This window comes from Belnapia sp. F-4-1 (genome assembly GCF_000802185.1).
Classification (GTDB): Bacteria; Pseudomonadota; Alphaproteobacteria; order Acetobacterales; family Acetobacteraceae; genus Belnapia.
Genome location: NZ_KN676113.1, coordinates 3,721,168 through 3,745,084, shown reverse-complemented (window position 1 = coordinate 3,745,084; position 23,917 = coordinate 3,721,168). Strand labels below are relative to the sequence as shown.

25 protein-coding genes are annotated in these 23,917 nt (G+C 72.9%); 6 read left to right on the top strand and 19 right to left on the bottom strand.

Annotated features, from left to right (window positions below; all coding sequences use genetic code 11):
- Positions 1–21: 21 nt before the first annotated feature.
- Both LH62_RS17730 and LH62_RS17725 read right to left on the bottom strand, forming a co-directional pair.
- Entirely contained in the window at positions 22–600 is a 579-nt protein-coding gene (locus LH62_RS17730; RefSeq protein WP_043363406.1) for a LysE family translocator, read from the bottom strand.
- Between the two features lie 15 nt (positions 601–615).
- Positions 616–1,518 (bottom strand): branched-chain amino acid aminotransferase, encoded by a 903-nt coding sequence (locus LH62_RS17725; protein ID WP_043363405.1) that lies wholly within the window; start codon positions 1,516–1,518, stop codon positions 616–618.
- A gap of 112 nt (positions 1,519–1,630) precedes the next feature.
- On the opposite strand from LH62_RS17725, the gene LH62_RS17720 reads away from it, so the two are divergent.
- The 3 genes from LH62_RS17720 to LH62_RS17710 all read left to right on the top strand — a co-directional run bounded on the left by LH62_RS17720 (position 1,631) and on the right by LH62_RS17710 (position 4,404).
- A complete protein-coding gene (locus LH62_RS17720) occupies positions 1,631–2,230 on the top strand; it encodes a MarR family winged helix-turn-helix transcriptional regulator (protein ID WP_052214639.1) in 600 nt (199 codons plus the stop codon).
- Positions 2,231–2,256: 26 nt separating this feature from the next.
- Positions 2,257–2,979 carry a response regulator gene (locus LH62_RS17715; protein WP_369796787.1) on the top strand — a complete coding sequence of 241 codons (723 nt, stop codon included), beginning with the start codon at positions 2,257–2,259 and terminating at the stop codon, positions 2,977–2,979.
- 78 nt (positions 2,980–3,057) lie between these two features.
- Positions 3,058–4,404 (top strand): ATP-binding protein, encoded by a 1,347-nt coding sequence (locus tag LH62_RS17710; protein WP_236552571.1) that lies wholly within the window; start codon positions 3,058–3,060, stop codon positions 4,402–4,404.
- 111 nt (positions 4,405–4,515) lie between these two features.
- Here LH62_RS17710 and glp read toward each other — a convergent pair whose 3' ends face one another.
- The 8 genes from glp to LH62_RS17670 form a co-directional block, all read right to left on the bottom strand.
- Positions 4,516–5,781 carry a gephyrin-like molybdotransferase Glp gene (gene glp, locus LH62_RS17705; RefSeq protein ID WP_043363401.1) on the bottom strand — a complete coding sequence of 422 codons (1,266 nt, stop codon included), beginning with the start codon at positions 5,779–5,781 and terminating at the stop codon, positions 4,516–4,518.
- 9 nt (positions 5,782–5,790) lie between these two features.
- Positions 5,791–6,291, bottom strand: a complete 501-nt coding sequence (mobB, locus tag LH62_RS17700; protein ID WP_043363400.1) for a molybdopterin-guanine dinucleotide biosynthesis protein B — start codon at positions 6,289–6,291, stop codon at positions 5,791–5,793.
- A 474-nt stretch (positions 6,292–6,765) separates the two neighbouring features.
- Entirely contained in the window at positions 6,766–7,362 is a 597-nt protein-coding gene (locus LH62_RS17695) for a molecular chaperone (RefSeq protein ID WP_043366067.1), read from the bottom strand.
- Positions 7,363–7,471: 109 nt separating this feature from the next.
- Positions 7,472–8,089 carry a DUF3306 domain-containing protein gene (locus LH62_RS17690; RefSeq protein ID WP_052214637.1) on the bottom strand — a complete coding sequence of 206 codons (618 nt, stop codon included), beginning with the start codon at positions 8,087–8,089 and terminating at the stop codon, positions 7,472–7,474.
- Positions 8,086–8,601 carry a DUF3305 domain-containing protein gene (locus LH62_RS17685; RefSeq protein WP_043363399.1) on the bottom strand — a complete coding sequence of 172 codons (516 nt, stop codon included), beginning with the start codon at positions 8,599–8,601 and terminating at the stop codon, positions 8,086–8,088. The genes LH62_RS17690 and LH62_RS17685 overlap by 4 nt, the downstream gene beginning before the upstream one ends.
- Complete coding sequence (locus LH62_RS17680) at positions 8,601–9,632, bottom strand: DUF6352 family protein (RefSeq protein WP_043363398.1); 1,032 nt, start codon at positions 9,630–9,632, stop codon at positions 8,601–8,603. Before LH62_RS17680 ends, LH62_RS17685 begins: the two co-directional genes overlap by 1 nt.
- Positions 9,629–10,153 carry a DUF6505 family protein gene (locus LH62_RS17675; RefSeq protein WP_043363397.1) on the bottom strand — a complete coding sequence of 175 codons (525 nt, stop codon included), beginning with the start codon at positions 10,151–10,153 and terminating at the stop codon, positions 9,629–9,631. Before LH62_RS17675 ends, LH62_RS17680 begins: the two co-directional genes overlap by 4 nt.
- Positions 10,150–10,824: a biotin/lipoate--protein ligase family protein gene (locus tag LH62_RS17670; protein WP_043363396.1), complete on the bottom strand. Its 675-nt coding sequence runs from the start codon at positions 10,822–10,824 to the stop codon at positions 10,150–10,152. Before LH62_RS17670 ends, LH62_RS17675 begins: the two co-directional genes overlap by 4 nt.
- 87 nt (positions 10,825–10,911) lie before the next feature.
- Here LH62_RS17670 and LH62_RS17665 point away from each other — a divergent pair, with 87 nt between their 5' ends.
- Positions 10,912–12,909 (top strand): 4Fe-4S dicluster domain-containing protein, encoded by a 1,998-nt coding sequence (locus tag LH62_RS17665; RefSeq protein WP_144404520.1) that lies wholly within the window; start codon positions 10,912–10,914, stop codon positions 12,907–12,909.
- Positions 12,910–12,931: 22 nt separating this feature from the next.
- On the opposite strand, the gene LH62_RS30380 is transcribed toward LH62_RS17665, so the two are convergent.
- Both LH62_RS30380 and LH62_RS17655 read right to left on the bottom strand, forming a co-directional pair.
- Positions 12,932–13,225, bottom strand: coding sequence for a hypothetical protein (locus LH62_RS30380; protein ID WP_043363395.1), 294 nt, complete (start codon positions 13,223–13,225; stop codon positions 12,932–12,934).
- Between the two features lie 109 nt (positions 13,226–13,334).
- Entirely contained in the window at positions 13,335–13,799 is a 465-nt protein-coding gene (locus tag LH62_RS17655; RefSeq protein ID WP_043363394.1) for a DUF427 domain-containing protein, read from the bottom strand.
- Between the two features lie 81 nt (positions 13,800–13,880).
- Between LH62_RS17655 and LH62_RS17650 the strand changes: the two genes are divergently transcribed.
- Together LH62_RS17650 and LH62_RS28525 are read left to right on the top strand one after the other, a co-directional pair.
- A complete protein-coding gene (locus LH62_RS17650; RefSeq protein ID WP_043363391.1) occupies positions 13,881–14,882 on the top strand; it encodes an NADP-dependent oxidoreductase in 1,002 nt (333 codons plus the stop codon).
- A gap of 1 nt (position 14,883) precedes the next feature.
- Positions 14,884–15,702 carry a hypothetical protein gene (locus LH62_RS28525; RefSeq protein ID WP_052214636.1) on the top strand — a complete coding sequence of 273 codons (819 nt, stop codon included), beginning with the start codon at positions 14,884–14,886 and terminating at the stop codon, positions 15,700–15,702.
- On the opposite strand, the gene LH62_RS17640 is transcribed toward LH62_RS28525, so the two are convergent.
- From LH62_RS17640 to LH62_RS17610, 7 genes are all read right to left on the bottom strand, one after another.
- Positions 15,650–16,360: a pirin family protein gene (locus tag LH62_RS17640; RefSeq protein ID WP_043363389.1), complete on the bottom strand. Its 711-nt coding sequence runs from the start codon at positions 16,358–16,360 to the stop codon at positions 15,650–15,652. The two genes, LH62_RS28525 and LH62_RS17640, sit on opposite strands and share 53 nt — an antisense overlap.
- 332 nt (positions 16,361–16,692) lie before the next feature.
- The gene (locus LH62_RS17635; RefSeq protein ID WP_052214635.1) at positions 16,693–17,238 is read right to left on the bottom strand and encodes an NADH-quinone oxidoreductase subunit NuoB; all 546 of its coding nucleotides are present in this window, start codon (positions 17,236–17,238) and stop codon (positions 16,693–16,695) included.
- Complete coding sequence (locus LH62_RS17630) at positions 17,235–18,737, bottom strand: hypothetical protein (protein ID WP_043363388.1); 1,503 nt, start codon at positions 18,735–18,737, stop codon at positions 17,235–17,237. Before LH62_RS17630 ends, LH62_RS17635 begins: the two co-directional genes overlap by 4 nt.
- The gene (locus tag LH62_RS17625) at positions 18,734–20,161 is read right to left on the bottom strand and encodes a proton-conducting transporter membrane subunit (RefSeq protein WP_043363386.1); all 1,428 of its coding nucleotides are present in this window, start codon (positions 20,159–20,161) and stop codon (positions 18,734–18,736) included. The genes LH62_RS17630 and LH62_RS17625 overlap by 4 nt, the downstream gene beginning before the upstream one ends.
- Positions 20,161–20,829 carry a hydrogenase-4 component E gene (locus tag LH62_RS17620; protein ID WP_043363384.1) on the bottom strand — a complete coding sequence of 223 codons (669 nt, stop codon included), beginning with the start codon at positions 20,827–20,829 and terminating at the stop codon, positions 20,161–20,163. Before LH62_RS17620 ends, LH62_RS17625 begins: the two co-directional genes overlap by 1 nt.
- Complete coding sequence (locus tag LH62_RS17615) at positions 20,829–21,788, bottom strand: respiratory chain complex I subunit 1 family protein (RefSeq protein ID WP_043363382.1); 960 nt, start codon at positions 21,786–21,788, stop codon at positions 20,829–20,831. The genes LH62_RS17620 and LH62_RS17615 overlap by 1 nt, the downstream gene beginning before the upstream one ends.
- Positions 21,789–23,783: a proton-conducting transporter membrane subunit gene (locus LH62_RS17610; protein ID WP_052214634.1), complete on the bottom strand. Its 1,995-nt coding sequence runs from the start codon at positions 23,781–23,783 to the stop codon at positions 21,789–21,791.
- Positions 23,784–23,917 lie beyond the last annotated feature (134 nt).

The window sequence follows — 23,917 nt, the reverse complement described above, 5'->3', positions numbered from 1 at the left end:
AACTCGTTGCCGGGGAGGATGTCAGCCCCGCAGCACCGGCACCAGGGAGAGCAGGAGCAGCGCCGCCATGGCCCGGTTGAACCAGCGGAGCGCCGCCGGGCTGCGCAGCAGCCTCGCCGCCCCGAGCCCGACCACCGCCCAGAAGGCGAGGCTGGCGAAGGCCGCCAGGGCGAAGATCGCCGCCAGCAGCAGTGAGGCGCCATAGGCGAGGATGGCCGCGCCGGCGATCACCCAGGCCTTGGGGTTCACCCACTGGAAGAGGGCGGCCTGCAGGAAGGTCATCGGCCGGCCCTGCGGCGCGGTGCCGGTTTCGGGCGGTGCGGCAGTGGCGATCTTCCAGGCCAGCCAGACCATCCAGGCGGCGCCGAGCCAGCGCAGCCCGGCCTGGAGGCTGGACGAGGCGGCGAGCACCTCCCCTGCCCCGAGCGCCACCAGGACCAGCATCACCGGAAAGCCGAGCGAAACGCCCAGCATATGCGGCAGGCTCCGGCGGAGACCGAAATTCACCGCCGAGGCCGTGACCATGGCGTTGTTCGGCCCCGGCGTCGCCGACATCGCCAGGGCGAAACCGGTGGCCGAGGCGAGCCAGGCGAAGTCCATGGCCCGCCCCTCCGCTCAGGCGCCGCTCTTGGCGACCTGCTCCGGGCTCAGCCGCACCAGCGCCTCGTAATCGGTCATCAGCATGCGGGTGAGGTCGCCCGGCGTGTAGGCGATGCCGGCGATCTCCCGCACCGGCGTCACCTCGGCCGCGGTGCCGGCGAGGAAAACCTCCGAGGCATCCTTCAGTTCGTCGGCGCGGATGGTGCGCTCCACCACCTTCACCTGTCGCTTGCGGGCAAGGCCCATCACGGTGCGGCGGGTGATGCCGTCGAGGAAGCAAACCGGCTTCGGCGTGTGCAGCTCGCCGCCCATGTTGAAGAAGATGTTGGCCCCGGTCGCCTCGGCCACGTCGCCCTTGTAGTCGAGCATCAGCGCGTCGTCGAAGCCCTCGTCGGTCGCCGCATGCTTCGACATGGTGCCGATCATGTAGAGGCCGGAAGCCTTGGAGGCGGTCGGCGCGGTGTCCGGCGCCGGCCGCCGCCACTTGGCCATGCCGAGGCGGACGCCGGCCATGCGCTGCTCCACGCCGAAATAGGCGCCCCACTCCCAGGTGGCGATGGCGAGGTGGGTTTTGTTGAGCCGCGCCGCGACGCCCATCTCCTCCGAGCCGCGCCAGGCGATCGGCCGCACATAGGCATCGGTGAAGCCGTTCCGCGCCACGGCCTCCTGGCAGGCGGCGTCGATCTGCTCGGCCGTGTAGGGGATCTCGAAGCCGAGGATGCGGGCGGAAGCGATCAGCCGCTCGGTATGCTCCCGCAGCTTGAAGATATTCCCTGAATAGGCCCTCTCGCCCTCGAACACCGCGCTGGCATAGTGCAGCCCATGCGAGAGGACATGCAGCCTGGCATCCCGCCAGGGGAGGAACTCCCCGTCCCACCAGATCCAGCCATCCCGGTCGTCGTAAGGAATGAGTGCCATAGCCGCGTACTCCCGCAATATCCTTGCTTCTAGCCAGGCCAGGTTAGAATGATCGGGAAAAATGTGTCAACGTCACTGACCCAATCCGCTACGGGGAGAGCGCATAGCTGCCATGCCGGACACCGTTGACGGCCCGCCGACCACAGCGCCCGTCGGCGCCGGGCGCAACCTGCTCTTCCTCCGGGAGGAGGAGCTGCGGCTGGCGCAAGACCTGCTCTTCTTCGGCTACCGCGACTTCACCGCCGGCGCCGACCAGATCCTCGCCGAGCTCGACCTCGGCCGGGCGCATCACCGGGTGCTGCATTTCGTCGGCCGCCGGCCGGGGATCACGGTGGGGGATCTGCTCGGCATCCTCGGCATCACCAAGCAGTCGCTCGGGCGGGTGCTGACGCCGCTCATCGAGCAGGGCTACGTGCTGCAATCGCCCGGACGGAACGACCGCCGGCAGCGCCTGCTCTCGCTGACGCCGAAAGGCGAGGCGCTGGAGCGGCAGCTGTTCGAGCGGCAGCGCGAGTGGGTGATGCGGGCCTATCGCGAGGCCGGGCCGGTCGCGGTCGAGGGGTTCCGCCGGGTGATGCGCGGGCTGATGGGCGCCGAGGCACGCGGCCAGCTCGAGCGCCTGGAGCAGCGGCCGCGCCCGGTCGCCGGCCGGCCGCATGCCGCATCTTTCCCTGGCGGTCCCGCCGCCACAGATTGGCCGGGGACCGGGTGACGACCCCCGGCGCCGCCTGGAGAGGAATGCCACCGATGCCTGCCGAGGCCACCACCGCCGACCACGCCCATCTGCTCGTGGTGGACGACGATGCGCGGCTGCGGGCGCTGCTGCAGCGCTTCCTGTCGGAGCAGGGGTTTCGCGTGAGTGTCGCCGCCGATGCCGCGGCGGCCCGGGCCCAGCTCGCCGCCGTCGCCTTCGACCTCATGGTGCTCGACGTGATGATGCCGGGCGAGACCGGGCTCGAGCTGGTCGAGGCGCTTCGCCGCCAGGGCAAGGACGTGCCGGTGCTGATGCTGACGGCGCGCGGCGGGCCGGAGGACCGTGTCGCCGGCTTCGAGATGGGCGCCGACGACTACCTGGCGAAGCCATTCGAGCCACGCGAGCTGGCGCTCCGCATCCGCACCATCCTCCGCCGCGTGGCGCCGCCGACCCAGCCGCTGACCGTGGCGCCCGTGCAGCTTGGCATGCGCTGGTTCGATGCCGAGCGCTCCGAGCTGCGCGGGCCGGAGGGCACGGTACGGCTGACCGGTGGCGAGGCTGCGCTGCTCGACGCCCTCGCCCGCCGCGCCGGCGACGTGCTGAGCCGCGAGGAGATCGCCGCCGCGCTTGGCACGCCGGAAGCGGGCGAGCGGGCGATCGACGTGCAGGTGACGCGGCTGCGGCGGAAGATCGAGCCTGACCCGCGCGAGCCGCGCTACCTCCATACGGTGCGGCATCGCGGCTACGTGCTGCGGCCGGGGCCGTAGAGCCATGCCGAGGCGATCCAATTCCCCCTCCCGGGCGCCCATGCCAGTACGGGGTCTGACATGATGCCGGGACCGGTGATGGCGGGCCTCAAGCGGCTGCTGCCGCGCTCGCTGATGGCGCGCTCGGTGCTGATCATCCTGGCGCCGATGCTGGTGCTCCAGGCGGTCGCGCTGCAGCTCTTCTACGGCGGGCATCTCGACGTCATCTCGCGGCGGCTGGCGGGTGGCGTCGCCGGCGATGTCGCCTTCGTCGCCGAGCTGATCCGGCGCGAGCCGGAGGCGCAGCACCCTTGGATCTTCCGCGAGGCCTCCTGGCGGCTCGACCTGGCGCTGGCCTTCGAGCCGGGCGCGCGGATCCAGGGCGAGCGGCGGCCGAGCATGTCGATCCTGCCGCTGGAGGCGGACCTCAACACCGCCCTCGGCGAGCGGCTGCGCACGCGGTTCGATGCCGACTGGGGGAGCGACCCGCGCAGCGTCATCATCCGTGTGCAGCTGCCCGATGGCGTGCTGCATGTGGAGGCGCCGCGGAAGCGCCTCTTCACCGCGACGCTCTACCTCTTCGTCATCTGGCTGGTCGGCTCGGCGCTGCTGCTGTCGGGCGTCGCCATCCTCTTCATGAAGAACCAGGTGCGGGCGATACGGCGGCTGGCAGCGGCGGCGGAGGCCTTTGGCCTCGGGCGGGATGTCGGGTCGATCAAGCCGGAGGGGGCGAGCGAGGTACGCCAGGCGGCGGCGGCCTTCAACCGCATGCAGGAGCGCATCCGCCGCTTCGTCGGCCAGCGGACGGAGATGCTGGCCGGAATCAGCCATGACCTGCGCACGCCGCTGACGCGCATGCGCCTCGGCGTTTCCATGCTGCCGCGGGGGCCGGAGGCGGAGGAAGACATCGCCGCCCTCACCCAAGACATGGAGGAGATGGAGCGGATGATCGCCGCCTACCTCGCCTTCGCCCGCGGCGAGGGAACGGAGCAGACCCGTCCGGCCGACCTGGTGGAACTGGTGCAGGACGTTGCAGCGAAGGCGCGGCGCTCCGGCGCGGCGGTGGAGGTGGCCGCGCCCGGCCGGCTCGCCCTGCCGCTGCGGCCGGATGCGGTGCGGCGCTGCCTCGGCAACCTGATCGACAATGCCCGGCGCCATGCGCGGCGCGTGGCGGTCGCGGTGGAGACGGTGCCACGGCCCGACCCGATCGGGCCGGGAGGCGAAGGCCAGTCGCTCTGGGCGCAGGTGACGGTGGATGACGACGGGCCCGGCATCCCAGCCGGGGAGCGGGAGGGCGCCTTCCGGCCCTTCACGACCGGGCGGCCGGACGGGACGGGGCTCGGCCTCGCCATCGCGCGCGACATCGTCCGGGCGCATGGCGGGGATATCCTGCTGGAGGAGAGCCCGCTCGGCGGCCTGCGGGCGCGGCTGCTGCTGCCGGTCTAGAGCAAGCGCCGATCAGGCGGAGGCACCTGAGCGGAGCAATCTGCTCGCCGATACAACAAGCGGGAACGGGGTCCGTGAGCCAATGCGAACGGAAACCGCTCCCAGCCGGGCTCAGAAGAGCGCGGCAAAGGGCAGCAGCGTCACCGCATCGCCGGGTGCGACGGCGAGCACGGGCTCGGGCAGCTCGGCGAAGGCGTCGCTCTCGGTCAGCGAGGTCAGCAACCCGGCACCCTCGCGCTCGAATTTGGTGGCGATGCCGTCGCGCAGCCGCACCCGCACATATTCCCGCCGCCCTGCCTTCTTGCGGTAGGCGAAGCCCGCCTCGGCGCGGATGCGCAGCAAGGGCTCGGGCGCGGCGCCGGCAAGGCGGAGCACCAGCGGGCGGGCCAGGTGCAGGAAGGTGACGACCGCCGCCACCGGGTTGCCGGGCAGGCCGACCACCGGCGTGCCCCCAGAGGCGAAAGCCCCGCCTGCCTTCGGCAGGACCCCCATCGCCACCGGCCGCCCCGGCTTCACCGCCAGCCGCCAGAAGACGAGGCGTCCGCCCGCCTCGATGGCGGTGCGGACATGGTCCTCCTCGCCAGTGCTGACGCCCCCCGAGGTCAGCAGCAGGTCATGCGTGCCGGCCGCGGCGCGCAGGGCCGCCGCGGTCGCCGCCGGGTCGTCGGGGAGGATGCCGAGATCGCTGGCGGCGACCGGCAGGCGGGAGAGCAGGGCGAGCAGGGTGAAGCGGTTGCTGTCGAAGGCCTTGGCGGGCCCGAGCGCCGTACCGGGCGAGGCCAGCTCATCCCCGGTCGAGAAGACGCCGACGCGGATGCGCGGCCGGACCGGCAGCCGGGCGAGGCCGAGGGCGGCGGCAAGGCCGATCTCCGGCGCCCGCAACCGCCGGCCGGCCGGCAGGGCAAGGGCGCCCTCGGCGACATCCTCGCCCGCCGGGCGGGCATTGGCGCCGGGCCTGAGGCCGGGCGGGACCCGGACGCCGGCGGCATCGGCCTCGGCATCCTCCTGCATCACGACGGTATCCGCACCGGGCGGCATGGGGGCGCCGGTGAAGATGCGGACGGCATGTCCGGGCGGCAGCGCCGCGGCCGGCGCATGGCCGGCGGCGATCCGTCCTGCGAGCGGCAGCAGGGCACCTTCGCCCGGCGGCAGGTCGGCTTGGCGGAAGGCATAGCCATCGACGGCCGAGTTGAAGAAGGGCGGCAGCGGGAGCGGCGCGCGGAGGTCGCGGGCGAGGACGCGGCCGGCGACCTCGGCGAGCGGCACCGCCTCCTCCCCAAGGAGGGGCGGGATGCGCTGGGCGATCAGCGCCTCCGCCGCCTCGACCGAGAGCAGCGGGCCGCCGAAGGCGAAGCAGTCATCCGAAAGCTGGGCCATGGCGGCGGCTTACCATGACTCGAGCGGCGCCGCATGCCGCAGCGCCAGCTCGGCGATCGCCCCGATGTCGTCGAGCGAGGCCCAAGGCAGCCCGGCGGGCCGGATATCGCTGGCGACGGCGCGGATGGCCGGGTCCTCCGGATGCAGCCAGGGCTTGGCGTTGGCGGCGCGATGAACCTCGATCTTCGGGTGGCGGTCGCGCTTGAAGCCCTCCACCACCACCAGGTCGACCGGGGAAAGCTGGGCCAGCAAGGCGCGGAGGCCCGGCTCCGGCGCGCCGCGCAGCTCTGTCATCAGCGCCCAGCGATTCTCGGAGCTCACCAGCACCTGGCGCGCCCCCGCCTCGCGATGGACCCAGGAGTCCTTGCCGGGCGTATCGATATCGAAGCGGTGATGCGCATGCTTGATGGTGGAGACGCTGACGCCCCGGGCACCCAATTCGGGCAGCAACCGGGCCATCAGCGTCGTCTTGCCGGCCCCGCTCCAGCCGGCGAGGCCGATCACCCGCATGGGTGGGTTCCTGGTCGGCCCCGGCCGCCTTGGCGCCGGCGGGTGCCGCGCTCTCCTGCGCCTCGGCCAATTCCTGCTCCACCCACGATGCGTGATGCTCCTTGGCCCAATGATAGTTGACCTTCCCGGCGCCCATGGCCTGGAAGGCGCCCTCCATGCCGAGGCCGCCGGTATAGAGATGCGCCAGCACGGCGGCCACCATCAGCACCGCGAGCAGGCTGTGGATCATATGGGCCACCTGCCGCCCGGCGATGTCGGCGACGGCGAATATCAGCACATGGCCCGAGGCGGCGACCAGCCCGCCCCCGGCACCGCGATCCGGACGACCAGCGTGTATCCGGCATCGAACCGCCCCGCCTGCGGATGCCGGCCGCGGAACAGGCCGCCACCACTGCCATGCCGAGCCCGAGCGCATGCAGGAAACCGCGCCGCTTGGCGTTGGTCCCCTCCCTCGCAGCCACCCTCTCCGCCTCGTCACGGCAGCGCCGCTGCCGCCTGTTCGATCTCGATCACCCGGCGCCCGAGCGCTCCGGCCGCCCTGTAGAACACCGCCGCCTCCGCCCCTTCGAGATCGGCGAAGCACCGCCCCGCCCAGGGCGCGAGATGCCGGGCGAAGAAGTCGCCTGCCGCCATGCCGTGGAAGCGCCCCTCCAGCAGCCCCGCCATCACCTCGCAGCAGAAGCCGAGATGGTCCTCCGGCTCCGACACCCCGGCAGCCCGTGCCACGCCGATCGCGCCGAGCGCCGCCCGCAGCTCGGCCAGCGGCCGCTCATGCAGGAAGCCGGTGAGGTAGTAGGAGGCATAGGGCAGCAACTCACCCCGGCCGACGCCGATGAAGAGCGTGAAGTATTCCCGCTCCACCCGCGCCGCGTCGATCCGGCCCGCGGCCTCGGCCAGCGCCGCCAGGGCGCGGCCGAGCGGCGTGGCATCGCCCTGCAGACCCTGCAGCCGCGCCAGAAGCCCAGCATCCGGCGGTGCCGAAAGGAGCCGTCCGAGCAACGCAAAAAGCCGGGCCCGCTCCAGATCGAGCGGATCGACGGCGCTTGATGCGACGCCAGCAGGTTCCATCATCATCATTTCATCCAGAATACGTTCAGGCCGGAAGCGGCGCGTGGGCCCGACGCCAGAGGGCTGACTCGGAACCGAATGAGTCCAGGAAGGCGAGCGGCCTTCCCGGCCATCAGACCGGAAGGGCGCTGCCATGCCGCCGTCGTGGCGGCGGTGCGGGCGGGGCCTCCGGCGACGGCGCGGCCTCCGTGGCCAGCAAGGGCGGCTCCGGCACCGGCTCGGCGATCTCGGGCGGGACGGGGCCAGACATAGCCAATTCGGACGAAGCAGGTTCAAGCGGAGTGGGTTCGGGTGGCGTGTCGGCCGGCGGCGCTTCGTCGGGCTTACTGGCCGCAACTTCCTCCAGCGCGCCGATCGCCTGGGCCAGCAGCCGTTTCACATCGCCGCCGAGGGCATGGGCGAAGCCTGGCACGCCGTCCGGCGCGTTGTAGTCCCAGGCGTAGTCGGCAGGGCCGGTGAAGTCGCGGATGGCCGGATCGAGCGTCCAGGCGCGGCGCAGCGCGGCCCGGCGCAGCGCGGCCGGGACCTCGGCGCGGAGGAAAGCGGTGATGTCGCTTGCCTCGGTCAGGCTCTCCACCGGCGGCAGGCTGTCCGGGTCGAAGGCCGGCGGCGGGGCCTCGGCCGGTGGCGCCACGGGCGGCGCCTCGGCCTGCGGCTGCGGCTCCGGCGGGCCGCGCAGCGCTTCGCGCTTCCGCCGCGACCAGCGGCTGAGGAACCCCTCCTCGCTCACGGGCCACGCCGCCCGCCGGGGCGCTTGCCGAGCGCCTCAGGATCGGCATCCTCGCGGCGCCGCTTGTGCCGAACGCGCTCGACATGGTGCCGGAGGATGAAGGTATCGACCGTCGGCCGCAGCCAGTCGGGCAGCGGCAGGCTTTCCAGGAGGTCGGCGCCGCTGTCGGCATAGAGCTGCGCCTCGCCGGCATCGACCGTCACGGCATGGAGGGCGAGGCCAGGCTCCGCCTCCACCGGGCGCAGCACCACCCAGATCAGCGGCGGATCGGCGGTGAGGTTGTCACGGTAATTCGGCGTGTCGGTGGGCGAGAGCACCACCTCCGCCACGCCGGCAAGGAAGAGAGTGCGGCCGGCCTCCTCGCGCAGCACGGTCCAGGGCGGGAGCTCGGGCGCCTCGCGCAGCACCTCGACGGCGCGCCAGGACCAGTCGGCCCAGCGGGTCGCAGCCGGGCGGCGCTCGGCCAGCACGGCGACGGGGATGCGGATGGTGCCGGGGACCTCGAGCCGCATCAGACGGACTCCGCCACGGTTCTGAGGGGAAGGCCGACGGCCAGGTTCTGCGGCTTCATCCTCACCCGCTGGGCCGCATCCATGGCGAGCGCCAGATAGACCGGGCGGCCCGCCGCCCGCGGCAGCACCCGCGTCGCATCGGCAAATTCCAGTACCCCGAGCCAGAGGATGCGGGCGAGCCGCGCCTGCTTCACCTTGGTGCCCCTCCAAAGGTCGTTGGCGATGGCGGTCGCCTCGGCATCCAACCCGACATGCCAGGTCCAGTTGCGGTCGTCGATCACCGGCACCGGGCGGATGGTCACACCCTCGCCGGTGACATGGGTGATGAAGCGCTCCAGCGCCCGGGCCATGCCATGCTGGCCGGGCCGCCCCTCGGCGATGTCGAGCGCCAGGTCATGCGCGTCGGAGCGCGCCGCATAGCCGGGCGCATTGGCCTCGGAGAGAACCTCGAGCTCCACCTCGCGCGGCGGCGACCCGGCCTCGGTCAGCAGTCGGCCGAGGCTGCCGAGATCGCCATCCGCGGCGCGGGCATCGAGGAATTCCTCATCCGCCAGCAGCAGGGCACCGGGATGGATGGCGGCCCGCTGCGGGCGGAAGAAGGCCTCGGCGGCGCGGAGTGCGAAGGCATCCCCCTCGCCTTCCATGGCGGCGCGGGCGATGAGATGGGTCAGCATCTGCAGGAAGATCGGCGGCACGCCGCCGACGCCCGCGCGGAACAGGGCGAGCCAGGCCGCCTCCAGCGTCGGCGCGGCCCGCACGCGCTCGCGGAAGGCGAGGAAGACCTGCCAGTTCTCCCGCGCATCCGGGTCGGCGAGCGCCGCCAGCTCGTCGGGCGCGACAGGGCGAAGGGGCGCGGCGAGCAGGCCGGTATGCAGGGCAAGCTCCGCCGCGCAGGCCTCCTCCGGCGGCAGCAGCTCCGGCCGGGCGAGGAAGGCGCGCCAGAGATCCTCGGTCGGGATCAGCCGGCCCGCCTCGTCGCGGTCGCAAAGGTGGTGGCCGGAGGAAAGCCAGAAATCGCCCGGGCCTATCATCGTTCCCCGCTCCCCAGGGCGGTAAGGTCGGGCCGCTCGGGTGCCTCGTCCGCCTCCTCCGCGATGGCGAAGACGGGCAGCGGGCCCTCGCGCCGATGCAGGGTACGGAAGCGCTCGCGCACCGCGCCATCCTCCACCACCCGGCTGAGGGCGAGCACCGTGCCCGGCGGGTGGGTGCAGAGCGATTCGGCGAAGGCGATCTCCTCCGCCGCCGCGGCACGCGCGGCGGCGGCATCGGGCGCGCCATAGGCGGATTGGATATGCGCGGCGAGGGCGGCGAGCGCGGCCTCCCGTTCGGCGGCGCCGGCCTCGGCCACCTCGACCAGCGTCGACCAGCCGAAGCTGCCGAGGCCGAGGAAGCCGGCGCGGAATTCCTGCCTCCGCTTGCCCGCGAGGGCGGAGGGGTCTTCGTCCCAGAAGGCGAAGCCGCCGGGCACGGCCCATTCGCCGGGCTCGGCCGCACGGGTGAAGACGACAAGGTCCGAGGGATCAAGCCGGAGGGTGCGCGGCAGCTGGCTCATGCGAGGGGCACCAGCTGGCGGGTGCCGTTGCGCTCCAGCACCAGGGCGCCGCTCGCAGGGTCGATCCCCCGCCGGAGCCCCGCCTCGGCGCGGCCATCCTCAAGCCGGGCGAGGCAATCCTCCACCAGCCGCCGCGGGCCGCCGGATTGCCAGCGGTCGAGCCCCGCCATCAGGTGCCGTGCCCAGGCGGCCACCAGCTCCGCGGCGGAGGGAGCCTCGAAGCCTTCCTCCTCCAGGCAGGTACGGTCGGGAACATCCCCCGGCTCGGTGCCGGGCGGAGGAGCGAGCGCAACCTCGAAGCCGACCACCAGCCAGTCCGGCACTTCGGACTCCGAGGCCCCCGGCGCCACCGCAAGCCGCAGCCCGCCGACCCTTCCGCCATTGACCAGCACCTCGGCCGGCCAGCGCAAGCCGATGATCGCCTCGGGCGGGCCCAGCACCCCCAGCGCATCGGCCAGCGCGTTCGCCGCCGCCAGCAGGGCGAGCCGCGCCCCGGCGAGCGGCATTTCCGGCTCCAGCACCACCGCCGCTTCGGCCCGCGCGGCGGAGCGCACCCAGGCGAGCAGCCCGGCGCCGCGCGCCGAGGCCAGCGCCGCCGCCCGCGCCATGGCATCCCCACCCTCGCGCAGCGCGAGGGGGGCGAAGACGCTCGGCAGGTCGGGCAGCTCCATCCTTCTCCCTCGCAAGCAGGCGGCGCGCGGCATATATGCGCCCGGCCCCGGCAGGACCAGCAGGGGAAGCAAAGGAAGCCTGACCGAATGCCGGACCGCATCGCCCTCGTCTGCAGCTGCGAGGACAGCATGCGCCTCGACGAGCGCGGCCTCGCCTGCGGCGGCGAGCTGCGCACCGCGGAGCAGCTCTGCCTGGCGCAGCGCGACCGCTTCCTCGCCGCTCTGGCAACGGGGCGGCCGGTGACGGTTGGCTGCACCCAGGAGGCGCCGCTCTTCGCCGAGCTGGCGGAGGAAGCGGACGCCGCCCAGCCCCTCGCCTTCGTCAACCTGCGCGAGCAGGCCGGCTGGTCGGCCGAAGGGGCCGAGGCCGGGCCAAAGATGGCCGGGCTCATCGCCGCCGCCGCCATCCCGTTGCCGGAGACGCCGCTGGTGCCGCTGCGGAGCGAGGGCGTCACCCTGGTCCTCGGCCGGGATGCGACGGCGATCGAGGCCGGCCGGCGCCTGGCGGACCGGCTCGACATCACCGTGCTGCTGACCGGGGCGGAGCCCGTGGCGCCGCCGCCGCGCACCGAATTCCCCGTCCTCCGTGGCCGGGCGCGCGGCGCAACCGGCTGGCTCGGCGCCTTCGAGGTCGTGGTGGACGGCTATGCCGCGCCCTCCCCCGCCTCGCGCGCCGCCTATGCCTGGGGCCCGGCGCGCAACGAGGCGCGCAGCCGCTGCGACGTGATCCTCGACCTCACCGGGGCTCCTGCCCTCTTCCACGAGACCCGGCAGGGCTACCTCCGCGCCGACCCGGAGGATGCCGCGGCAGTGGAGCGCGCCATCGCCTCGGCGCGGGAGCTGGTCGGCGAGTTCGACAAGCCGCGCTTCGTGCAATTCGAGGCGGGGCTCTGCGCCCATTCGCGCAACCGCCGCACCGGCTGCACCCGCTGCCTCGACCTCTGCCCGACCGGCGCCATCACGCCAGGAAAGGACAGCGTGCTCATCAGTGCCGAGATCTGCGCCGGCTGCGGATCCTGCGCCGCGGTCTGCCCGACCGGCGCCGTGACCTACGCGCTGCCGCCGCCCGCGACGACCCTCGCCCGGCTGCGCGCCCTGCTGCTCGGCCATGCCGAGGCAGGCGGGCGCGACCCGGTGCTGCTGCTGCATGACGGCGGCCACGGCGATTCGCTGATCGATGCCCTCGCCCGGCATGGCGATGGCTTGCCCGCCCGCGTGCTGCCCTTCCGCCTCAACGAGGCGAGCGCGCTCGACCTGGCGACGCTCGCCGCCGGCTTCGCCTGGGGTGCCGCGGGCGTGCGGGTGCTGCTGCCCGGCCGGCGCGGGCATGGGACGGAGGGGATGTTCCGCAACCTCGACTACGTGGCGGCGGCGCTCGACGGGCTCGGCCTCGCCGCCACCCTGCCGCGCGCGGCGGCGATCGAGACCGACGACCCCTTCACCCTCGGCGAGCAGCTGGCGCCGGCGCTGGCGCTGCGCACCGGTTGGGCCCCGGCGGGCTTCCTGCCGCTTGGCGCGCCGCGCGAGGTGCTGCGCCAGGCGCTGCGCGCGATGCGGCCCGCCGAGGCGCCGGAGATAGTGCCGATGCCGGAAGCCGCACCCTTCGGCGCAGCGTTGGTCGCGTCCGAGGGCTGCACCCTCTGCCTCGCCTGCACCATGGTCTGCCCGACCGGCGCCTTCAGCGCGAATCCGGAGCGGCCGCAGCTGCGTTTCCTCGAGGAGGCTTGCGTGCAGTGCGGCCTCTGCGCCGCGACCTGCCCCGAGCAGGTGATCAGCCTCGCGCCACGGCTGAACTTCGCCGAGGCCGCCGCGCAGCCGATGGTGGTAAAGGAGGAAGAGCCCTTCCATTGCACCCGCTGCGCCAAGCCCTTCGGCACGGCGAGCAGCATCAGGCGGGTGAAGTCCCGACTGGCTGCCAGCGGGCACTGGATGTTCGCGGACCCGTCCCGCCTTGCCCTGCTCGAGCTGTGCGAGGATTGCCGGGCGGTGGAGGCGACGCTGGGCGGCGTCGATCCTTATGCCGGCCCGTCGCGTCCCGTGGTCCGCACCACCGAGGACTGGCTGCGGGAAACGGAGGAGGAGTAGCCCTCCCCCGCCGGGATAGGGCTCAGCCGCCCTTGTTGGAGCGGTTCCGCATCGGCCGGTAATCCTCAGGCACGCCGCCGACGCCCGGGCCGGCGGCGGTGCCGTCGCGGGTGATCTGCGGACGGCCCTGGGTGTCGCCGCCCGAGATCGTCGCGGTGCCGGCGCCGGCATTGGCGCTGTGCGGCTGCCGGTAGATTTCCTGCTGCAGCGGGGGCGAGCCGGGGCCGCTGGTGGCCGTGGTCGGGGCCGGACCGCTCTGGGCGCCGCAGGCCGCGAGGGCCGTCAGCGCGGCCAGGGATAGGATCGTGTTACGCATGTGTCAGGTCCCGATCATGGAGGCCCACAGGATCGTGGTTCCAGCCAACGGGCCGGAGCCTAACGACGGCGCCTAAGGGTTGCAATGCGTCATGTTACGCGACCCGAGCTTACCATCCCGTCGTCCCCGGCCCACCTTTGAAGGGTCCGGTAACCTCCTCCGTGATCCAGCCACCATAGAATCCGCCCGGCTGCGGCGTGACCTCCTCGTCGTCGACGAAGCAGGCTTCCATCCGTCCGGCATAGACGGCGATGTGGTCGCGGATGGGGGCAAAGGCGGGCGTCGGGGAAGGATAGCTCCACCCAGCCGCCTCCGCCGTTACCCCGCCGGCGGCGAGCGTCCAGTAGCGGGCGAGGCCCTTCCATTCGCAGAAGCTCTGCCCGGCCGCCGGGCGCAGCACGCCGGGGGCGAAGGCCCCGGGTGGCAGGTACCAGCTGGGCGGGTGAAAGGTCTCCAGCACCCGCCAGGCCGCGCGGGTCTCGGCGATGGTCTCGCCGCCGAGCCGGATGCGAATCCGCCGCTGGCTCGGCTCCAGCCGTGGCGGGCGGGGATAATCGGCGACGCGTTCGGTCATGCCAGTGATCTGGCCCCAGCCCCTTCCCTTGCAACCGGGCCGGGGGCAACACTGACGGCCAAGACATGAGGGAGCAGATCCATGGCCGAGATGAACCTGCAGGTCCTGCTGCGCCGCCGCCCGAAGGGCGAGCCGGTGCCGGAGGATTTCGACATCGTCGAGACCCCGGTGCCGCAGCCAGGTCCCGGCGAGGTGCTGGTCCGCGCCCATTATCTTTCGCTCGACCCCTATATGCGCGGCCGCATGTCGGACGCGAAGAGCTACTCCGCCCCGGTCGAGCTCGGCGCGGTGATGGAGGGGCAGACGGCGGGCGAGGTCGTTGCCTCCAACGCGCCGGGCTTCGCCCCGGGCGACACCGTGCTCGGCGGGTTCGGCTGGCAGCGCTTCTCCGTCGTGCAGCCGGGGCGGCTGTTCAAGATCGACCCGAAGGAGGCGCCGCTCTCAGCCAGCCTCGGCGTGCTCGGCATGCCGGGCCTCACCGCCTGGGTCGGGCTCGAGGATATCGGCCAGCCGAAGGCGGGCGAGACCGTCGTCGTCTCCGCCGCCTCCGGCGCGGTTGGCCAGGTGGTCGGGCAGATCGCGAAGATCCGCGGCTGCAAGGTGGTCGGCATCGCCGGCGGGGCGAAGAAGTGCGAGTTCGTCACCGAGGTGCTGGGCTTCGACGCCTGCATCGACCATCGCGGCGACCTCAACGCGCAGCTCGACCGGCATTGCCCGCAGGGGATCGACGTTTATTGGGAGAATGTCGGCGGCGCGGTGCAGCGCGCGGTCTTCCCGCGCATGAACGACCATGGCCGTATGGTGATGTGCGGCATGATCGCCGAGTACAACGATACCGAGGTGCGGCCGGGGCCGAACCTCATGGCCACCGTGCGCAAGCGGCTGCGCATCCAGGGCTTCATCGTCAGCGACAGCGGCTGGCCGCGCTACCCGCAATTCCGCCAGGAAATGCTGGGCCACATGGCGTCCGGCCGCATGGCCTGGCGCGAGGATGTGGTGGAGGGGCTGAGCAATGCGCCGGACGCCTTCATCGGCCTGCTGAAGGGAAGCAATTTCGGCAAGCTCGTCATCAAGATCGACTGAGATGGTGCCGGAGGATGCACGCCTCGCCGAGCGCCTGGCGGGGCATCGCATCCTCCTTTGCTACGGCCTCTTCGGCGAGGTGGTGGCGCGTCTCCGGCTCGACTACATGCGCAGCCAGGCGGACTGGCTGTGTAGCCTCGGCCTGGCCATCGAGGTCGTGGCGCTGCCGACCGCGGCGCCCGTCCTCGCCAATGCCGCGCGCATCGCCGAGCGGATTGCGGCCGACCCACGGCCGGTGGTGCTGATCGGCCACAGCAAGGGCGGGCTGGAGGCGCTGGCGGCGCTGCTCCGCCCCGGGATTGCGGCCCGGTGCCGCGGTCTGGTCGCGCTGCAATCGCCCTTTCTCGGCTCGCCGGTCGCCGATGCGCTCTGCGGCATCCGTCCGCTGCATCGCGTGGCGCATCGCGCCTTGCGGGCGCTGCGGCTCGGCAGCGGGCGGGGCCTGCGTGACCTCACGACGCCGATGCGCGCGGCCTGGATGGCGGAGCATGCCGACGCCGTCGCCGGCCTGGCGCGGCGGGTGCCGATCGCCGTCCTGGCGACCACATTGGAGGGCGCGCCGTGGCGGATCGAGGAGGGTGCCTATCGCCTGCTCGACCGCTGGATGCGCAGCCAGGGCATTGGGCCGGGCGATGGGCTGGTGCCCCTGGCCTCGGCCCGGCTGGCCGGACTGCCCCTGCTGGTGCTGCCGGGCGGGCACCGCGCGCTGGTGGCGCGCGGGCCGGGGCGGGACCCGGTCGGCGTGCTGCGCGGGCAGCTGCTCGGGCTTACTCCGCCGCCACCTCCACCAGCACCAGCTCCGCATCCTCCGAGGCTGTGATCTCCATCACCGCCTCGTCGACGATGCCGGCGCCGTCGCGGGCACCGAGCGCCTTGCCGTTCACCGTGACGGCGCCCTTGGCCGGCACGAGATAGGCCGCGCGGCCCGGCTCCAGCCCCTGGCGCAGCGTCTGCCCGGCCTTCAGCGTCGCCGCCAGCACCGCGCCGTCGACATTCAGCGGCAGGGCGCCGCTGCCGGCATCCTGCGGCCGGCCGCTGGCCAGCACCTCGAAGCCGGCCTCGCGCTGCTCCTTGGGGAACTGCTTCGCGCCCCAGTTGGGCTGCACGCCGCGGCGATCGGGGATGATCCAGATCTGGAAGATCTTCGTCGTCTCCGGCTCCAGGTTGTACTCGCTGTGCACCACGCCGGTGCCGGCCGACATGATCTGCACGTCGCCAGCCTCGGTACGGCCCTCGTTGCCCATGTTGTCGCGATGGGTGATGGCTCCCTCACGGACATAGGTGACGATCTCCATGTCGCGGTGCGGGTGCGGGTCGAAGCCGGTGCCGGCGGCGATCTCGTCGTCGTTCCAGACGCGCAGCTTGCCCCAGTTCATCCGCGCCGCATCGTGGTAGCCGGCGAAGGAGAAGTGGTGGCGCGCCTTCAACCAGCCGTGATTGGCACCGCCGAGGGTGCCGAAGGGACGGATATCGATCATCTTTGTCGCTCCTTGCGGGAGGCGCCGACCCGTTCGGGCCGGCCGGGATGCGGAGGAGATAGGCGCATTCCGGGCGACACGCCCATCACGGGCGGCCATCGGCGTCATTCATCATGAGGATGGACGCATTGCCGGGGTTTAAGCCTCGCCCCACCTCCCGTTGAGGCCGGATCGGCGATGGTGCCGCCCGTCATCCCGAAGACCTGCGCTTCGTCGCAGATGAACGGACGGACGACATCCGGCAGCGGCTATTTCCCGGCAAGCCGTTGCCAGACTGGCCGCCCGTGAAAGGCAGCCACCGGGCCGGCCGGACCTCCGGCCGGCCCGTTTTTTTACCTCCCGCCCTGGGCTTCCAGCAGCGCCAGCATCCCCTCCAGCAACTGCGCCGGCGTCGGCGGGCAGCCGGGAATGAGCAGGTCGACCGGCAGCGCCGCCTCGATGCCGCCCTCCACCGCGTAGCTGCCCTTGAAGATGCCGCCATCCACGGCGCAATCCCCGGCCGCCACCACCCATCTCGGCTCGGGCGTGCATTCCGCCGTGCGCAGCAGCGCCTCGCGCATGTTGCGGGTCAGCGGGCCGGTGACCAGCAGCACGTCGGCATGGCGCGGGCTGGCGACGAAGCGGAGGCCGAAGCGCTCCAGGTCATAGACCACGTTCTGCATGGCGCTCATCTCGAGTTCGCAGCCGTTGCAGGAGCCGGCATCCACCTGGCGAATGGCAAGGCTGCGCCCGAGCCGCGCCTGCGCCGCCGCCTCCAGCCGCGCCACCAGGGCCTGCACCAGCTCCTCCGGCGGCACCGGCGGTGCATCGGTCAGCGGCGGCGAGACCAGCGCGCGCGCCAGCCGCGGCCAAAGCAGGCGGCGCCAGCCCTCCCTCACAGGTCCACCCCGCTGTAGGAGGCGTTGATGCTTTTGTTGATGAGTGGGAAGTCGGCCAGGATGTTGCCCTCGATCGCCGCCTCGAGCAGCGGCCAAAGCAGCCAGGACGGATCGCGCGGGAAGACCGCGCGCACCAGCCCGGCTTCGTCCAGCGCCACCCAGTGCAGGCAGTCGCCGCGGAAGCCTTCGACCATGCCAAGCCCCTCCCCGCCCCGCTGCGGCAGCGGCAGGGTGAGCTCGCCGGGCGGCAACGCCTCGATCAGCCCACGCGCGAGGCGGATCGCCCCCTCCATCTCCGTCATGCGGAGCCGGGTTCGCGCATCCACATCGCCCGCCTCCAGCATCCCCGGCTCGGACGGCACATAGGGCGGATAGCCCGGCCGGTGCCGCACGTCGAAGCCCCGGCCGGAGGCGCGGCCCACCACCCCGCCGGCGGCGAAGAGGCGGACCAGCGACGGCGCGATCACGCCCGTACCGACCAGGCGATCGGCGAGGCTCGCATGGCTGCCATAGACGGCGCCGAGCCGCGGCAGCTCCGCCTCCACCGCGTCGAGGGCGGCGCCGATGGCGGCCGAGCCTGCCGGCATCAGGTCGTCGGTGACGCCGCCCGGCACCACGCGGTCCATCATCAGCCGGTGGCCGAAGGCGGTGGCGGCGGCGCGCAGCACCGCCTCGCGCAGCGCCCCGGCCCGGGCATGCAGCCAGGCGAAACCGGCATCGTTGCAGATCGCCCCCCAATCGTTCAGGTGGTTGTGCAGCCGCTCCAGCTCCGCCATCAGCGCCCGCAAGGCGAGCGCGCGCGGCGGGGGTTCGAGGCCAAGCGCCGCCTCCACCGCCTGGGCAAACGCCCAGCCATGCGCCACAGTCGAATCGCCCGAGAGCCGGGCGGCCAAGCGCGCCGCGACCTGTGCCGGCTTGCCCAGCATCAGACCGATATGCCCCTTGTGCACGTAGCCGAGCCGCGCCTCCAGCCGCACCACCGCCTCGCCCTGGACATGAAAGCGGAAATGCCCCGGCTCGATCACCCCGGCATGGACCGGCCCGACCGGGATCTGGTGGATGCCCTCGCCCTCGACGGGGAGGAAGACGGGCTGCGGCGGCAGCATCGAGTGCGGCGCCGGCCGGGCTGACAGCGGGCCGGTCAGCGGCCAGCGCCCATGGTCGAGCCAGGGCCGCTGGTCCAGCCCGCCCTCGGCGACATGGCCCCAAAGGTCGCGGATCATCCGCTCGAACCGCACCGCGCCCGGCCGCACCGGCGAGAGCGCCGCATAGCGCCCCTCCGGCACCGCGCAGGAAGCGGTGAAGATCGTCTCCTCCGCCAGCAGCGCCGCATGCACCTGCGCCGGATCAGCCCAGAGGCCGAGCAGCGCCACGCCCTCGTCCTCGCCGATCGCCGCGGCCAGCGCCGCCCATTGCCCGCGGTCGAGCAGGTAGCGCTGATGCGGCCGGCAGCCCTGTTCCTGCCCGTGGCGGACCAGCCGCAGCAGCGCCTCGCTCATCCCGCCACCCCCGCCGCCTCGCCGAGCATCGCCCGCAGCGGCCCCGGCAGCACCATGCCGAGCAGCAGCGCCAGCAGCAGATGCGCCCAGATCGGGCCGAGGCTCGTCCAATCCACCTTCCCGGTCGCACGGTCCGGCGGCGGATCGCCGAAGCAGAGCGCCTGCAGCGTCTGCACCTTCGCCGCCACCGCCACCAGCAGGCCGAGGCCGAGCGGCAGGATCGCCCAGGGGTGGCCCGCCGCCGCCTCCGACACCAGCAGGTATTCGCTGGCGAAGAGGGCGAAGGGCGGCAGCCCCGCCACCGCCGCGATGCCGATGGCCAACGCCCAGCCGAGCCGCGGCGCGGCGATGCAGAGCCCGCCGAGATCGGTGATCCGCTGCGAGCCGCGCAGCCGCACCGCCGCGCCGATGCCGAAGAAGACCGCCGATTTCGTCAGCGAATGCCCGAGCATGTGCAACAGCCCGGCGAGGTTGCCCGCCGCACCGCCGAAGCCGAAGCCGGTCGTGGCGAGGCCCATGTGCAGGATGCTACTCCAGGCGAAGAAGCGCCGCGCATCGCGCCGCCGCCAGAGCGCGAAGGCGGCGACGAGCACGGAGGCGAGGCCGAAGCCAAGCAGCAGCGCCCCCGGCTGCACCGCCTCGGGATGCGCGCCGACGATCGCCTTCGCCCGCAGCACCGCCAGCAGCGCGGCATTCAGCAACAGGCCGGAAAGCACGGCGGAGATGGCGATGGGGCCCTCCGCCTCGGCATCCGGCAACCACGCATGCAGCGGGACCAGGCCCGCCTTGGTGCCGTAGCCGACCAGGAGGAAGACGAAGGCGAGGTTCAGCACGCCCGGATCGCAGCGCGCCGCAACCGCCCGCAGCGCCGCCCAGGAAAGCCCACCTCCCTCGCCCAGCACCGGCTGCGCCGCGAGGTAGAGGATGATGGTGCCAAGCAGGGCGAGCGCGATGCCGACGCCGCAGAGGATGAAGAATTTCCACGCCGCCTCGATCGCCGCCGGCGTGCCGTGCAGGCCGACCATCAACACGCTGGCAAGCGTCGCCACCTCGATCGCCACCCACATCACGCCAAGATCGTCGGCCAGCAGCGCCAGCGCCTGCGCCCCCATGAAGAGCTGGAAGGCGACGTGGAAGGCGCGCAGCCGGCGGGGGTCGAGCCCCTCATCGGCGATGGCGCCGAGCGAGTAGATCGCCGTCGTCAGGCCGATCAAGGAGGCGAGCAGCAGCAGCGGCAGGTTCAGCGCATCGAGCCGCGTCCAGCCCGTAACCTCCTGCGGTTCCGCGAGCAGCAGCAGGGCAAGGAGGAAGGTGATGCCCGACACACCGCAGTTGGCGAGCGCCGCCACCCGCTCCCGCGGCAGGAAGCCAAGCGCCGCAGCCCCCGCCCAGGGCAGCAGGACGAGGAGCCAGGCGAGCGGCATCACTCGCGTTCCCCGCGATGCGGGTGCAGCAGGGCGATGTCGAGGCTGTCGAGCCGCTCCCGCATCTGGAAGACGAAGACCCCCGCCACCACCAGCAGCACCATCACTAGAGCTGCGGTTGAGAGCTCCACCACCAGCGGCATGCCGGCGACGCCGACGGCCGCCAGCACCAGGCCGTTCTCGAGGCTCATCAGCCCAACGACCTGAAGTATGGCGTTGCGCCGGGTGATCATCATCAGCATCCCGAGCAGCACGATGGAAAGGGCCACCGCCAGATCCTCCCGCGCCAGGGCCTGCGCGGCCGTGGTGACCGGCAGCGCCACCATGATGGCGAGCGCCACCAGCGCCACCCCGGCCATGAGGCTCGGCCCGATGCCGAGCGCCGCATCCACCCCGCGCGCCAGGGCGAGCCGGCGGATCGTCCAGCGCAGCGCGAGCGGGATGCACACCGCCTTCGCCACCGCCGCGATCAGCGCCGTCAGGTAGAGCTGCGGCGCGCCCTGGACGAAGCCCTGCCAGGCCGCCGCCAGCGCCAGCAGCCCGCCCTGCGCGGCAAGCACGCTCACCACCGCCGCGACCCGCCGCTGGTAGAGCAGCATGAAGGAGAGCAGCAGTATCCCGCCCCCCAGAAGATGCGCGACATCGTACGGCAGTTGACCGAAGCCCATCAGGCAAACCCTGTCGAGACGAAGAGCAGCGCCGCCGCCAGCAGTGCCAGCAACAGTGCCGCGCCGAGGAATTCCGGCACGCGGAAGACCCGCATCTTGGCGATCGCCCCTTCGAAGACGGCGAGGGCCAAGCAGAGCCCACCCATCTTCGCACCCCAGGCCAGCAGCCCGACCAGCCAGGCAAGCGGCCCGCTGCCCGCCGGCGCCGCGCCGAAGGGGAGGAAGACCGCTGCGATCAGCGCAAGCCAGAGGGTCAGCTTCAGCCCTGCCTGGTACTCCCAGAGCGCCAGGTGCCGCCCCGAAGCCTCCAGCAGCATCGCCTCATGCACCATGGTGAGTTCGAGATGCGTCGCCGGGTTGTCGACCGGCACGCGCGCATTCTCCGCCAGCGCCACCGCCCCCATCGCCACCGCGGCAAGGCCGAGCGAGATCCGGAGGCCGAGCGCCCCGTCGCGGAACACCGCACCGATCTGGTCGAGATTGGTGGTGCCGGCGAGGATGGCGAAGCTCAGCGCCGAAACCAGCAGCGCCGGCTCGGCGAAAACGGCGAAGCTCATTTCCCGCGCCGCGCCCATGCCGCCGAAGGCCGTGCCCGCATCCATGCCGTTGAGGGCGAGCGCCATCCGCGCCAGCGCCAGCAGCCCGGCCACCAGCACGAGATCGGCGGCCGAGGCAAAGGCCATCCCCCGTGCGAAGCCCGGCACCAGGGACGCGGCGACCAGCGTGGCGGCCAGCGCCAGGTAAGGCGCCGCTTCGCTGACGACGGAGGCGTTGTCCGCGAGCAGCGGGCGCTTGGCGCAAAGCTTGGCGAGGTCGCGGAAGGGCTGCAGCGGCGAGGCGCCGCGCCGCCCCATCATCCGCGCCTTCAGCCAGCGGATCAGCCCGACCGCCAACGGCGCCGCCCCCAGCATCAGCGCGATATGCAGGATCTGGGTGAGGACCGCGCCGAGCACGAGCATTCAGCGTGCCTCCAGCCAGGCCAGCAGCGCCAGCAGCCCGACCAGCGTGGCGAAGCCGAGCGAGAGCGAACCGCGGAGGGTGAGGCCGCGCAGCCGCTCCACCTGATCGGCAATGGCGTCGCGCAGCCGCGCGGCCGGCACCGGCAGGGCGAGCGCGGCGCGATCCTCGAAGCCGGCCTCCAGCCGGGCCGGGCGCGTATCGCCGGGCGGCGGCATCGTCACCGCCTCGCGCCCCGCGAGCAGGCTGCCGCCCAGCATCCGCCGCAGCGGCTGCGCCATGCCGGCGGCCGAGGGCTGGCTCAGCGGATCGCCGAAGACGAATTCCGGGGGTGGGTCGATGAAGCCGCCATTCCAGGCCGGCCCGCGCTCGGCCAGGGCGGGCGAACGCCGGCGCACCACCAGCCAGAGCAGGACCAGCACGAGGCCGAGCAGCAGCAGCACGACCAGCGGCGCATAGGCCGAATGCCCCTCCCCTGCGCCGACCGCCAGCCCGACCACGGGCGGCATCGCCGCTGGGCCCACCAGAACCCGGATGCCGGGCGCGGCGAGCGCCAGCGCCAGCCCGGGGAACAGCCCGATCAGCAGGGTGAGCACGGCCGGCACCGCCATCCCCGCCAGCTCGAAGCGGTTGGCCTCGCGCGCCCCTGCCCCGCGCGGGCTTCGTGGCCGGCCGAGAAAGGCGAGGCCGAAGAGCCGCAGCATCGCCGCCGCCGCCAGCGCCACCGCCATGGCGGCCAGTGCCAGCGCCGCGGCGGCCGCCACCTGCAGGCCGATCTCGCCCAGCCGCCAGCCGCCGAGCAGCGCCTGCAGCAGCAGCCATTCGCTGGCGAAGCCGGAGAGCGGCGGCAGCGCGGCCGCGGCGCCGAGGCCGATCAGGGCCAGCAGCGTCGTCCGCGGCATGGCATGGATCAGGCCCCCCAGCCGGTCCAGCCGCCGGCTGCCCGCCGCATGCTGCACGGCGCCGGCGACAAGGAAGAGCAATGTCTTAAACAACCCATGCGCCATGGCATGCAGCAGCGCCGCCCCGGCCGCGAGCGCCGCCATCGGCCCAAGATCGGCCCCGCGAAACAGCAGGGCGAGGCCGAGCGCCATGGTCACCAGCCCGACATTCTCGATGGTCGAGCAGGCCAGCGCCACCTTGGCATCCTCCTCGAGATTGGCCCTGAGCGCGCCGAGCAGGGCCGAGGCGGCACCCGCCGCCAGGAGCGGCACGCCCCACCAGCCCGGCTGCACCGGCCCGCAGAGGTCGAGCAACAGCCGCGCCAGCACGTAGAGCGCAAGCTTGGTCATGACCCCGGACATCAGCGCCGAGGCCGGCGAGGGCGCCGCTGGATGGGCGAGCGGCAGCCAGAGATGCAGCGGCACCAGCCCCGCCTTCGCCCCGGCGCCGATGAGGCCGAGCGCCAGCACGGCAACCGCCCGCCAGCCCTCGGGCGGCGCCGCGCGGATCGCGGCGAAGTCGAGCGCGCCAAGCAGGCCGAAGGCCGGCACCAGGCAGGCTCCCGCCAGCGCCGCGAAGACGAGATAGAGCCGCGCCGCCTCACGGCTGGCAGCCTCCCGATGATCAAGCGCGACCAGTGCCCAGGAGGCGAGCGACATCAGCTCGAAGCCAAGCAGCAGCGTGAAGCCGTCCGCCCCCAGCAGGGCGAGCCCCATCCCGCCGAGGAACAGCGGCCAGGCCACCAGCCCCTGCCTCGGCCCGCCGAGCGCGAAGACCGAGGCAGAGGACCCGACCAGCCCCAGCAGCAGGAGGAACCAGGCCGAAAGCCCGTCGAGCGCCAGGCTCATGCCGGCCCAGGCCGGGCCAAAGGGCAGCACCAGCACGCCCTCCGGCAGACCGATGGCCAGCGCCCCGATCGCCAGCAGGGCGAAGCCGGCCGAGAGGAGAGCGCTGCCCCCCAGCACCACCGGCCCGGCCCAGCGGCCGGCCGGCACCAGGGCGACCCCGGCCAGCAGGCCGAGCAGGGCTAGGCCGAGGGCGAGCGCCGTCAGCACAGGGGGCAGGGCGAGGCTTGCACGGGCGGCAGTCTAGCCCGGCCTCGCGACCGGCGCGAAGGGGCCATTCCGCCTGCCATGGCACGGCGTCCGTAAATCGTGCCTTAACTTTCGTGCAACGACAGGATAGAGAC